10 protein-coding genes and 1 pseudogene are annotated in these 12,319 nt (G+C 48.6%); 3 read left to right on the forward strand and 8 right to left on the reverse strand.

Going from position 1 to position 12,319, the window contains the following annotated elements; all coding sequences use genetic code 11:
• Positions 1–356: 356 nt before the first annotated feature.
• The 6 genes and pseudogenes from JGUZn3_RS04540 to JGUZn3_RS04560 form a co-directional block, all read right to left on the reverse strand.
• Entirely contained in the window at positions 357–3,305 is a 2,949-nt protein-coding gene (locus JGUZn3_RS04540; protein ID WP_203414497.1) for a TonB-dependent receptor family protein, read from the reverse strand.
• 321 nt (positions 3,306–3,626) lie between these two features.
• A complete protein-coding gene (locus JGUZn3_RS04545; protein ID WP_203414807.1) occupies positions 3,627–4,565 on the reverse strand; it encodes a cation diffusion facilitator family transporter in 939 nt (312 codons plus the stop codon).
• A 99-nt stretch (positions 4,566–4,664) separates the two neighbouring features.
• The gene (locus JGUZn3_RS04550) at positions 4,665–6,014 is read right to left on the reverse strand and encodes a cation diffusion facilitator family transporter (RefSeq protein WP_203414498.1); all 1,350 of its coding nucleotides are present in this window, start codon (positions 6,012–6,014) and stop codon (positions 4,665–4,667) included.
• Positions 6,015–6,232: 218 nt separating this feature from the next.
• Positions 6,233–6,544 (reverse strand): annotated as a pseudogene (locus JGUZn3_RS12330) (hypothetical protein); the annotation flags it as partial.
• A 673-nt stretch (positions 6,545–7,217) separates the two neighbouring features.
• On the reverse strand, positions 7,218–7,343 hold the full coding sequence (locus JGUZn3_RS12580) for a hypothetical protein (protein ID WP_275402853.1): 126 nt from the start codon (positions 7,341–7,343) through the stop codon (positions 7,218–7,220).
• Positions 7,344–7,789: 446 nt separating this feature from the next.
• A complete protein-coding gene (locus JGUZn3_RS04560) occupies positions 7,790–8,059 on the reverse strand; it encodes a hypothetical protein (RefSeq protein WP_203414500.1) in 270 nt (89 codons plus the stop codon).
• Between the two features lie 125 nt (positions 8,060–8,184).
• On the opposite strand from JGUZn3_RS04560, the gene JGUZn3_RS04565 reads away from it, so the two are divergent.
• Both JGUZn3_RS04565 and JGUZn3_RS04570 read left to right on the forward strand, forming a co-directional pair.
• A complete protein-coding gene (locus JGUZn3_RS04565; RefSeq protein WP_203414501.1) occupies positions 8,185–8,397 on the forward strand; it encodes a hypothetical protein in 213 nt (70 codons plus the stop codon).
• A gap of 121 nt (positions 8,398–8,518) precedes the next feature.
• Entirely contained in the window at positions 8,519–10,165 is a 1,647-nt protein-coding gene (locus JGUZn3_RS04570) for an NAD(P)/FAD-dependent oxidoreductase (protein ID WP_203414502.1), read from the forward strand.
• A 10-nt stretch (positions 10,166–10,175) separates the two neighbouring features.
• Here the strand turns inward: JGUZn3_RS04570 and JGUZn3_RS04575 are convergent, their stop codons facing one another.
• Complete coding sequence (locus JGUZn3_RS04575) at positions 10,176–10,469, reverse strand: protein-L-isoaspartate O-methyltransferase family protein (RefSeq protein WP_203414503.1); 294 nt, start codon at positions 10,467–10,469, stop codon at positions 10,176–10,178.
• A 782-nt stretch (positions 10,470–11,251) separates the two neighbouring features.
• Between JGUZn3_RS04575 and JGUZn3_RS04580 the strand changes: the two genes are divergently transcribed.
• Positions 11,252–11,785, forward strand: a complete 534-nt coding sequence (locus JGUZn3_RS04580; protein ID WP_238996901.1) for an Hsp20 family protein — start codon at positions 11,252–11,254, stop codon at positions 11,783–11,785.
• A gap of 215 nt (positions 11,786–12,000) precedes the next feature.
• Here JGUZn3_RS04580 and JGUZn3_RS04585 read toward each other — a convergent pair whose 3' ends face one another.
• A complete protein-coding gene (locus JGUZn3_RS04585) occupies positions 12,001–12,162 on the reverse strand; it encodes a hypothetical protein (protein ID WP_203414504.1) in 162 nt (53 codons plus the stop codon).
• Positions 12,163–12,319 lie beyond the last annotated feature (157 nt).

Genomic DNA, 12,319 nt, shown 5'->3' on the forward strand with positions numbered 1-12,319 from the left:
GTCCTCCTCTTGTGAGTCCTCCTCTTGTGAGTCCTCCTCTTGTGAGTCCTCCTCTTGTGAGTCCTCCTCTTGTGAGTCCTCCTCTTGTGAGTCCTCCTCTTGTGAGTCCTCCTCTTGTGAGTCCTCCTCTTGTGAGTCCTCCTCTTGTGAGTCCTCCTCTTGTGAGTCCTCCTCTTGTGAGTCCTCCTCTTGTGAGTCCTCCTCTTGTGAGTCCTCCTCTTGTGAGTCCTCCTCTTGTGAGTCCTCCTCTTGTGAGTCCTCCTCTTGTGAGTCCTCCTCTTGTGAGTCCTCCTCTTGTGAGTCCTCCTCTTGTGAGTCCTCCTCTTGTGAGTCCTCCTCTTGTGAGAGGTTCGTTTCTAAAAATTCAGTTTAATGCCGCCATAAAAGCTCCGTCGGGTGCCAGCAAAAATAGATGGGCGGCTACTTGCTAACACGCTGGCTGGGCTTTCCAGCCCATTTGAAGCTAAAGTGTTACGAATATTGTTGGCAGAGGCAATATAGGTGGTATCAAGCAGGTTCTGAATATTTAAAAACAGAGTTATTTTTTTAAAAAAGGCGGCAGCGGTGGGCACAGTATAATGCAGGTTTAGGTTAACCAGCCTATAGCCATCTGCAGAAATAAGGTTGGCATTATCAAGGGGGAAGGCGCTACGCCAGTTCAGTTCAATAAATCCACCAAGGCCTTGCAGGGGGCCTTCTTTTTGCTCATAAATAAAGCGTGCATCCAGAAAATGCGGAATAACCCCAGGAATTCTGCGGCCCGCCCGGTTCAGCATAAGCTGTTGGGCGGCATTGGTGAGTGTTTCATGAAAATTGGTAAAAATCTGGTCATCATACGTGTAATTAACACTGAGCTTCATGCTAGGCAATTGTTCAGGTAAGGGGGTGAGCTCGGTGAGGAACTCTATACCCCTGTGCTGGGAGTTGGGAACGTTAAAGCTATAGGCATTGGCATTGTTAGAGGAATATTGGGTAATGAGCTCATTGGTATGGAATTCGTAAAAGCCGGTGGTTTGAAGGTGAAGGATCTGACCGTAATGCCAGTCTTCCCCAATATCAAGGCCCAAGCTCTTTTCACCCTTTAGGTCTGTATTGTTACCAAACAGGCCATCTGGCCTGACAAACAAGGCAGAAGTGCTGGGGGTATTATACCCCATGGCTACGCGTCCCAATAGGGCAAGGTCTGCCATTGGGTGATAGGTTACGGCAGCCTCTGGGGCAATGTTGGTAAAGTCACGCTGGACTGGCACATAGGTGGGGGAGAGAATGCCCGCTGGGGTATAATTGTAAATGGTTTGCAAGGCTTGCGTGCCAGTATGCTCCCCTCCTACTCCAACGACAACCTGCCATTGCTTGTTGATTTGCAAGGTTTCCTCAAGCCTTGCACCAGCATTCCACTGGTTTCCATAATTGGTTTGGGCTAAGGCGCCCACGCTGGCCTGCCCCGCAGGGGAAACATTATAGACCTTGGAGCCATAATCGAGATAATTGAAGTTGGCTCCGGTAAAAGTGGTAATATTGTACCCTGCTATATTATCTATCCGGGTGAGGTCACTCATATAATTATAAGAGTTATAAGGCCCCCGGTAGCTTAGGGCCGTGGTGGGTTGGCTGATATGGCGCTCATCATAGGTGAATTGGTTGCGCCATAAGGTTTGGGAGGTAAAATTATGCTCCCAGCGCACGCCAATAATGGTACGCCGGTCAAATCGGCCTAAGCCGGCTAGCTCGGCACTCATGGTATGAGATGAGCCATAGGCCCCGTTATCGTAAAGAGAGACAGAAGCACACCCCGCCCCTTGCAAGGTGAGGCAGTTTTTCTGAAAAGGGTTTTGATGATATTGGTCAAACGTTAACCGAAGGGGTTGCAATGTTTTGGTAATGTTGTTGATGGCTTTAAAAATCAGCTTGTCTTGCGGGCTGAGGGTAAAGGTCATCAAGCTATTAAGGGTAGAGGTTTCGTAAGCGGAATTGGCTGTTAGGCCGGTTCCTCTGACATCGCTGCCAAACAAGCTTATATCGTAATTCTCGCCGGCCTTGCCAAAGGTGGCATAATTGTTGAAGGTGGCATAGGAGCCAAAATCTGAACCAACCTGAAGGCCATCAATCTCCTTACCGCGATGGGTATGAAAATTAATAGCCCCGTAAAGGGCGTAATTGCCAAACACTGTCGAGGAAGGCCCTTGGAACACATCGACACTTTCATAGGCATGTGGGTCTATAAGATCCGCACGAGAAGTACCATCGGGTTGGGTTACGGGAAAACCGTCATCAAAGAGGACGATATTGCTAATCCCATAGCTGCGCTGGCTGTTAGACCCTCGAAGAGAAAGGGACGTATCGCGTGGCCCATTGCCGGTGCGGTAGGAAAAACCTGGGACGGTAATGAGCATATCGGCAACGGTGAGGGCCGGGGTAAGGTTATAGGTTTCTTCCGTTACGTTATAGTGCGTTTGCCCCTGTGGATGTAAGAGTGAGGGCTGCGGCTTTCTTTGTGCCTTGATGACCACAGTTTCAGAAACAGTTGGTGGCGGGGCTGTTGGGCTTGGGGCTGGGTGGTGGGTGGATGCGCTTACCTTGAAGGAGGCTTGATGCGGGAAATCTGCGCGGGAGAGTGTTGTTTTTATGCCTGTTTTAGGCGGAGGCTTGGGGGGTAGGGAGGCGACTTGAAGGGGATTGCGGGCTTTCCCCTTCCTTTTGGCTTGGGAGCTGGCCTTTAAAGAGACGGGGAGTGTGTTTGTTTTAGGGCTTGTTCTATCGGCGTTGCTCAGATGTGCTTTGCCAAGATGTGTTTTGCTAAGAGGGGTCTTGCCAGAATATGTTTTGCTCAGGCTGCTCTTATGGGGGCTGCTTATGCCAGGGCTCACAAGGGCCTCTCGGGTGGTAGGCCTTATGCGGGCTTTGGCAACGCCTGGCAGTGATATCATGGCGATGGGGATTATATAAACCAAGGCTTTTCCCAAGGTTTTCCCCAAGTCTTTTTTCAGAGTTTTTCCCAGAGTTTCACCCAGAGCTTTTCCTAGACCCTTTCCCAGGCTTCTTCCCAAACCTCTTCCCAGGAATTTTGTCAGAAACTTTGTCAGAAATTCTGCTGAAATTTTTGCCAGAAATTTTACCGGAAATTTTGCCAGAAAAATAATGTGAAAAATAATGTGAATAATAACTGGAACAATCGATGGAAAGGCCGTGTTCTTTCTGCCGTAGGGTGTATTCAGTTGGAAGGGGAAAAGGTGAGTTGGGATGGCAAGAGAGGACAATAAGGGGGAGAGGCAAGAAGAGGAATGTGCCCGTTTTGGATACGTCATGAAAAATCCTGTTTTACAGTAGGCCCTGTTTATTTTTGTGGGATGGTATTTTGATTGGAAGGCCTTTGTCTTTTTTTTAATTTTACAGAGGGAAGTTCGTAAAATAAACCTTAAAGGCAGTGTGTTTTATGGATTTTTCTGATAGGAAACAGAATTTTTCAAAGCTTTGTTATAGTATTACCTTGCCAGGGTGTATAAGAGCCAAGGTATTTGTAAGTGCCAAGGTGTTATAAGCATCAGAGTATTACTAAGTGCTAGGGTGTTATAAGCCTGTTTTTTTGAAGGATAAAGAAGGTTTGGAGGCTGAGGGTATGCGAGCTCTTAGTCTTGAAGGCAGGGGGAAATGATAATGGCATTTTTATTTTTTGCTTCCCGTTCGGGCTCCACATGAATGCCAATAAGGGCTGGCCCAAGTGCAGCTTTTAAGGCGTGTTCAATATGGTCGCAAATGGTGTGGGCGTTTTCTACACTCAGCTGGGCAGGAACAACAAGATGAAAATCAATAAACAGAATAGCGCCTACCGCTCTGACGCGTAAATCGTGGGCTTCGATAGCGCCTTTACCATTTTGTTGGATAAGAGTGCGTATGGTCGCACGTGTTTCGGTATCGGGGGCTTCATCCATGAGGCCGCCAATGGAATGGCGTATCATGACAAAGCCTACCCGAAGGATATTACACGCGATAAGACTGGCCAGCAGGGGGTCAATCCATAAAAACCCGGTAAGAGGCACAAGAGAGAAAGTGCAAACCAGAGTAAGGCTTGTCCAGACATCGGACATAACATGCCGGCCAGCAGCCGTTAACGCTGGTGAGCGCCAGCGTGCGCCCTTATTGAGCAAGATACGGGCCCAGGCAAAATTAAGAACCCCCGCTGTCCCATTTAGGGTAATGCCTAATAGTGAAGAGTCGGGCATAATGGGGTGTTGCCAGCTGATCCATGCTTCGCGGGCAATGCTTACAGCGGTGACCACAACCATGGCAGATTCCATGACCGAGGAAAGATACTCTGCTTTGAAATGGCCGTACGTGTGGTTATCATCAGCGGGTTTGCTGGCAATATACAGGGCAATGAGCCCCCCAAAAGCTGCGACAATATTGATAACGGTTTCCAGCGCATCAGAATAAAGTGCCACACTTCCGGTAACGGTCCAGGCGGCGTATTTCAGGGTAAAAGCCAGCAGGCTGACCCCCACACTTATCCAGGCAATATAGATTTTGGAGGATGTGTGAAATGCTACATCATGTTGAGAGAGGGGCATGGCACTTTCTAGAGTTGGAGAAGGAGTGATCAGCCCGTAGGGCAGACTCATGGAGGTATTAAATGGGAGGTATTAAATGGGAGGTATCAAACGGAGGTATCAAACCGTGCTGTTGGAATCAAGGGTGCAGGAAAGGGTCTCTTGCTCGGTTTCAACTTGGAAGGTGGCATGGTCGATCTTAAAGCGTAGACGCAATTGGTGGGCAAGCTCTGATAGGCTGAGTTGTTCTGCTGGCCCTGGATAGACAAGATGGGCTGTTAAGGCTGTTTCTGTGGTGCTCATGGGCCAGATATGGAGGTCATGAATAGCCATTATGCCAGGGTATGAGCGTAGGAACTGGGCAATTTCATCAAAATCTATGCCTGGGGGAACGGCATCAAGGGCCATATCCAGAGAATAGCGCAGTAAGGACCAGGTGGCCAGAATAATGGCGGCTGAAACCCCCAGACTGATGGCAGGGTCCAGCCACAGCCACTGGGTAAAATAGATTATCCCTCCCCCAATCACCACTGCCAAAGACATCAGGGCATCAGCAGCCATATGCAGGAAGGCCCCACGGATATTCAAGTCTTCCTTCTGGCCTGCCATAAACAACATGGCCGTTCCCCCGTTAACGAGAATACCCAGACCAGCGACAATCATCACAGTCAGGCTGGCAACAGGCTGAGGGTTGAAAAGCCTGAGGATTGCTTCCCAGATAATCCCCCCCGTTACCAGCACCAGTAACAGCGCATTGGCCAGCGATGCCAGGATCGATGAGCGCCTAAGACCATAAGTATATCGATTAGAGGGCTTGCGGCGACTAAGGACTTCAGCCGTCCAGGCAACCGCCAGGGCCAAAACATCTGAGAGATTGTGGCCTGCATCGGCAAGCAGCGCCAATGAGCCAGCAAAAAGCCCCCATAGAGTTTCTATGCCAATATAGAGGCTGTTAATGATAATTCCCAAAGCAAAAGCGCGCCCGAAAGAGGTAGGGGCGTGAACATGGTGGTGCCCTACTCCATGGGTATGGGTGTGATGGCTATGAGGGGTGTGCTCATCATGGCCATGGTCATCATGATTCTCAGGGGAGTTGTGTGGATGATCATGATGATGTCCCTCGCTATGGTTCTCCGCATACCCGTTGTTATGCTCATTGTCATATCCATTATCGTGTTCTCTATCATGGCCACTATTATCGTTTCTGCCGTAGCCTTTGTTATCGTAGGCTTTGTTAAGGTCTTTATCATGGCTTTTGTTATGGGGGTCCTTGTCAGGGGAGTTCTTGCCATGGGGAAAGTTCTTGTCGTGGGTGGTATGATTATGGTTATGATCCTGAGGCCCTTCCTTCCCTTGGAGGTGATAACCACTGTGATCTTGTTGCCCAGGGTCGGGGTGGGGGCTCTGGCCTGCGGGGTCATCAGGGGAGAGAAGCGGGGCTGGGGGCCTGGGCTGCAAAAAAAGAGGCATGGGCAGGGTTAAACTTTCATAGAGAGAGTTTGAAAGAGGCTTGTTATTCTGCTTTTATAAGGAGGTCTTCCTTACGCTCTTACTATATACATGACTGTTTTCTGGAAGAAAAAGAAAAACAACCTCTCCCCTTATACTTGCCCGAATCCCACCCCTGGTTGAGTGTCATGTTCTGCTCATCCACTCCCATGCAAGACAGAGCTGCATTTTTTCCCAGATCGAGTCAGGTTTCCCCAGATCAAATCAGGCGATTTTTCTCTCTTTGTTACAGTAGCATCTTTTACCCCCAAACTCTGCAGAAGACCCAATACTTCCTAACGGATATCCTCAATAGCATCTACCCCCTGGCCACGCAGATCATTCAAGTGGATGAGGGGAAAAAACAGAAGATGAAACCCATCTGTTTCCTGAGCACGTAGATCATTCAAACGAGCGCGTATGGGAGAATTCGCTTTGGGTTCCAGCTCTGCAAAAGAGAGATTTTGCAGTTCTGTCTTAACCTTATCCATCCCAATACGCGCTGCTAAGGGGACAAGGTTTCTGATATCTGGATGAGCCGGAATAATTTTTATCCAATCTTGCTGTTTTTTTCCTGATATTAAAAACCTGGCATCAAAAATCTTGGTATCAAACAAACATCTTGGCATCAAAAAAGTGGGACTGATCCATGGAAGAGATTCCTTGCAAGATGCTAGTATCCTGCATGGGGAAGACTCTCCAGGAGAAAGCTGTGTAGGATAATTAGGTGGGAGGCTGCTAGTACCCTGTACGAGGAAGATCCCTTTGGGGATAAGGATATTAAGAGCAAAAATGGATCATCCCCCCAGTGTTATAAGAACCCAGTGCAGAAAAAATCCAGTGCGGTAAGACCTTAGTGTAGAAAGAATCCAGAGCAGTAAGAACGAGCCTTGCGCTGGTGGGTAGATAAAGGAGCTTCTGCCACTTCTGAAGTATTAGGAGAGGCCAAATGACGTACAGTCTTACGCCGATGCCGCACAGTATGGGCGGGGTAAGATGACGAAGCCCGGGGCGAGTACCAAAGGATGCGCCACTACAGGGGGCCCTTTTCGAGCGAATCCATCATCAAGGATATTGGCCCATAATGGAGCTTCTTTGCGGGTTGTTATGAGCCCCTAAAACAACGCCAATCAACCGAACATCTCCCCGCTGGGCTGAGGTCACCAGATTATGCTATGTGATTGGCTAACTACCCCCTGGATGGGAACGATCATCCGACCCAGTGCGGCCACGCAGTGCGATAAGAATCCCCAGCCAGGCGGAGTGTGGTGTACCGCTCATGGCATAGAGTATGGTATAGAGGGCCCCCAAGAACGATTCCTTCCCCTCTCCCTATAAAACCATAATGTCAGCCAAGGAGAGGATTAGTGGAGAGGATCAGTGGGAGTGTAAATAACGTAATAACACGTATGAGCAGCTAGGGAGCTAAAACTTTCTCAAATAGGTGACTGGCACAGAGAGGAAGATTCTCTTCCTCCCTCTGAAAACCCACCAGAAGATCAGGAACAGTCTTCCTCCGAAGAAATAGCCTCTGAAGAAACCGCAGGCTTGCAAGCGTAACTTCAGCAGATCAGCAGTCATGATCAGTCTGAAACATCTGAATGATAGGTTGGGGAGACCAAAATGAACAATCAGACCGCTGGCAGCTCAACAGGCCCAGGTCAGACAAACTAGATCAGACAAACCCGACCAGACAAAAAGGAAATACACCTATCGTTGAGCACGCTCCTTATCGTAAGTATGAAGAGAGGCAGAGATCAGGCTAAAGCCAAACTCAAGATAAGGGAATACGCAAACAGGTTGCCACAGAATAAGCAGAATGTAGAATAAGGAGGGATATTGGTAACCAGCAGATGCTGAGGAAAGAGGCACTGAGGAGAGAAGATAACGGCAAAAACTGGCCCTGGCTCAGCAAGATCAGCAAGGGTGGCAGGGGAGGCTGGAAGAAGGAGCCAATGTTTTGGCAAGTTTGGGGGTTTGACAAGTTTTGGATGATAGCCCTTTGATGCGGCTGAGGAAGAGAGCATGGTGTTTTCCTCTTTTGGCCCTTCTCTTTTAACTTTACCTTCTGGTATTACCTTCCTGGTATTGTGACTTTCTGGTATCGTTTTTTCTCCTCGTCTGATCAGTATAACGCTGAATGTAAAATACGATGCTGCGCTGTTGTCGTGGTTTTATTTGGACAATGGTGACGGAGATTTTGTCATCCGGCATGAAACTGGCGAGCTCTCTTCAGACGGGAAGTATTTTAACAGTTGGCCATAGTGCACGAGATACATTTGCCATGCTCCACCAGCAGGGGGTTGTGATGCACGTCAAGCCCTTTAACAGGAAGTATTTATATGCCCTTTACGGAGGAATATAGGGCCACGCTGCTGGTTGCGTAAAGGGGCGGGACGTTCTACCTTACGCCATGTTTGAGCAGACGATGATGGGTCTTATGAGATTGTGCGTTGAGTGTGGTTTTTTGGGAGTGAGTTTTTTAGATGTTGCGTTTAACTGAACTGAAATTACCCCTGGACCATTCCCCCCAGGCGTTGACAGAGGCGATCTGTAAGCGGCTTGGCATTGCCCCCCATGCCCTTGAGCGCTACGAGGTAACCCGTAGGGGGTACGATGCTCGTAAACGCGGTCAGATCAGCTTTGTTTACACGTTGGAATGCTATTTGAAAGACCCAGCCTTAGAAGCCCAGCTGCTAGAAAAGGCCAAGGGCCAAAAAGGGGTTAGCCTTGCTACACCCCGCCTGTATCATTTTGTTTTAAAGAATGGGGCACAGCTTGCCAGCCATCCGGCATTTTTGCGTCCGGTTATTATAGGGGCAGGCCCGTGTGGGGTTATGGCAGGCCTTATTCTGGCACAAATGGGGTTACGCCCCTTGATTTTGGAGCGGGGCAAAGTGGTGCGTGAACGTACAGCCGATACGTTTGCCTTTTGGCGCCAGTCTATTCTTAACCCGCAAAGCAATGTGCAGTTTGGCGAAGGGGGAGCCGGTACATTTTCCGATGGTAAGCTGCATAGCCAGATTAGTGATCCTCACCATTATGGCTACAAGGTCTTGCAGGAATTTGTTAAAGCGGGCGCTCCGGAAGAAATTCTCTACCTGTCTAAGCCCCATATTGGCACTTTTCGTCTGGTGTCTATGGTCGAGCATATCCGCACTGAGATTGAGGCCCTTGGGGGGGAGTATCGTTTCAATACGCAGGTCACAGGGTTAAGGTTAGGAAAAACCGCAGAAGGCCAGCACCATATAGAGGCGGTTTGTACGCAAGAGGGGGAAGAAATTGCGGCAAGCCATGTGATCCTGGCTATTGGCCATAGTGCACGAGATACATTTGCCATGCTCCACCAGCAGGGGGTTGTAATGCACGCCAAGCCCTTTTCGATTGGCGTGCGCATTGAGCATCCCCAAAGCTTGATTGATCAAGCCCGTTTTGGGGCCTATGCTGGCCATTCAGCGCTGGGCGCAGCGGACTATAAGCTGGCTTGGCATACAGATGATGAGCGCGGTGTGTATTCCTTTTGTATGTGCCCAGGGGGAAGCGTTGTGGCAGCCACTTCAGAGCCGGGCCAGGTTGTAACCAATGGGATGAGCCAGTATTCTCGTGCAGAACGCAATGCTAATGCTGGGTTGGTGGTGGGGGTAACCCCTGGAAAGGATTTTCCCAACCAGGTTCTGGCGGGGGTGGATTTTCAGCGGAAATGGGAAAAATTGGCCTATGAGGTGGGTGGTGGCCAGTATTTTGCGCCTGCCCAAAGGGTTGAGGATTTCCTAGCCCATAGGGCTTCCACTCATATAGGGGAGGTTATCCCTTCCTATAAACCTGGGGTTACACCAGCGGATTTGCGGGCTTGCCTGCCAGCTTTTGTGAGCAATGCCCTACAAGATGGGATTGCGGTTTTTGAGCGTAAGCTGCCTGGCTTTTCCAAAAAGGATGCCATGATGACGGGGGTGGAAACCCGCACCTCTTCGCCCGTGCGTATTCCCCGGAATGAAAAGGGGCAAAGTCTGGGCGTTAAAGGGCTTTATCCCGCAGGAGAAGGGGCAGGTTATGCAGGGGGAATTCTCTCAGCGGCGGTGGATGGTATTCGGGTCGCAGAATGGTTGGCCCAGGATATGTCTGATCAGGCGTAAGGGCTTTTGATCAGGCACAAGGGTTTTTGATGAAGTATAAAGGAAGGCGTAAGGGAGAAGAGTGTCCCGTACCGGCAGCAATAACAAGCACGTTCTCCTCTTCCCTGACATCATTTAGCTGGAGCATTCGGCCAGTAATGCGGGGCTCTGTCAATACGCGACCTTCCCCTAGAGAAAGGTTTCCATCAATATAGGAAAAATCCTTGAGAGAGTCTGGGGTGCATTGCTCTCGTGGGAGATGGCGCATAATAGAGACAATACGCGGATCGTTAATTTGTTGTGGACGGATTTGTGCGTCAACCATTTTCTGAAGTGTAAAAATGTGTCTTTCCTGTTTACTTATTTTTCTGTTGCTTTTTATTCCCCTTATCAGTGATTGGAGTGGCCCATTCGGCAGTGTGAGGGCTTTGGGGGCATAAGATAAATGGGGCACTCACTAAGGGTTCTTCTTTTCTATTTTCTATTTTCTATTTTCTATTGTCTTCAAACAGGATTTTAAAGGAGAATAAGAATAAAGAAGTGGGAGAATCCTGCCTTTTTCATCGTCAATTTTTCGAAGGATCGTTAACAGTAACAGTGATAACCCCATTCAAATTGGTTGGGGGGTGGTGGGGATAGAAATATGGCTTACAATCCCACCCTAAAGCCTCCCCATCAAAACCTTCCCATCCCTATCATTTCCGCATTACAGCGGACTGGATTTACAGTAGACTGGAGGGGAGAGGTCGTCCTTTGTGGAAAGGACTTTTCCGAACTATAGTTTTTACATCGTTAGAACTAAAACGCTGTCATGGCATTGCCTTTTCTTTCCTTTTTCGTAAGCACAAAATTTCTCGTTCTTACTTTCCTTTTAGTTCCGCCCTCATCTTTTTGAGCTTCCCGTAGGTTGCGCATAAGCAGCATTGGGAATGGTTAAAATGAGGAAAAAATTTCTCATTTTTTTAAAAAATTTTCTTGAAATGCCCTGTAAGAGAATTATATCAATTTTAACCGATGAGATAATTATTGTTTATCGGTAATTCTTATATAACTCGCCATGATGGGAGTTAATGAATTTTCTAACCTTGCTTTTGAAGGAGGTTTGTCATGATGATGACCTATGATTTTGCACCACTTTTAAGAAATACCATTGGGTTTGACCGGCTCATGAATATGGTGGGGGATGTTGTCCAGCAAGGCAGCACATTGCCCTCAAGCTATCCCCCTTATAATATTGAAAAGTTGGCTGAAGGCGAATATCTGCTAACGATGGCCGTTGCAGGATTTGATCGGCAGGATATTGATATTGAGGTAGAAGGCAATAGCCTTACTGTTTCTGGCCGTATTGATGAGGCCCCCAAAACGGGCGAAATCCTCCATCGTGGTATTGCCTCGCGCGCTTTCCAACGCCATTTCACCTTGGCTGATCATGTTGTGGTCGAAAAGGCAGAGCTTTCTAAGGGGTTATTGCATATTGGCTTAAAGCAGGTGCTGCCTGAAGCTCTTAAACCCCGTAAAATTGCAGTTGTTGAAGGTCAAGAGAGGAAACGCGTTATAGAATCAGCGGGCTCTTCCTCTCAGGCCAACGCCCAGCAGGCTAGTGAAAGAGCGTCTGAACCATCTTCTTCCCTGCAAGCCTAACCTCGCCAATAGCTCGTAGCTTAAGCCTTTTTTGTTCTTGAAAAATTGCGTTTGGGCTATGGGCCCCTGTTGGGGGCTATGAGGAGCAGTCTCTGGTTCTATGGTCAAGAAGGACGATAGATTGTGTGCCTTCCTCTTCGAGAATGAAACAGGATCCTGAAAATAGGGTCCTGTTTTTTTGTCTAGAAGGTTTCTTGCTGTTGTATCTGCCTGAGTTAGGGGCAGCTGGCCCCCACCAGGGCCAAGGCCCCTGAGATGCGGGAGAAGAGCCCGGAATGGTCAACCGTATAAATGGTTATTTCCGTTACCCCTCGTGCAGGTAGATGCTGGGCTTGAATGGTAAGGGGCTGTTTATTACGTTCGATCTCAATAATCATAGAGGTATGACGCAGATGGGTTTCCTGATCGAAGGAGAGCCAATACCCCTCATAGTCTAAAAAGAAGAGAATAAGGAGACTTCTGGGAGGGCAAGGAGAACCACCGGTGAATAAACACCCTTTATTTTCCTGAGAATGAGGCGTTAGAATGAGGCAT

Origin of the sequence: Entomobacter blattae, assembly GCF_014672835.1 — a bacterium.
GTDB classification, from domain to species: domain Bacteria; phylum Pseudomonadota; class Alphaproteobacteria; order Acetobacterales; family Acetobacteraceae; genus Entomobacter; species Entomobacter blattae.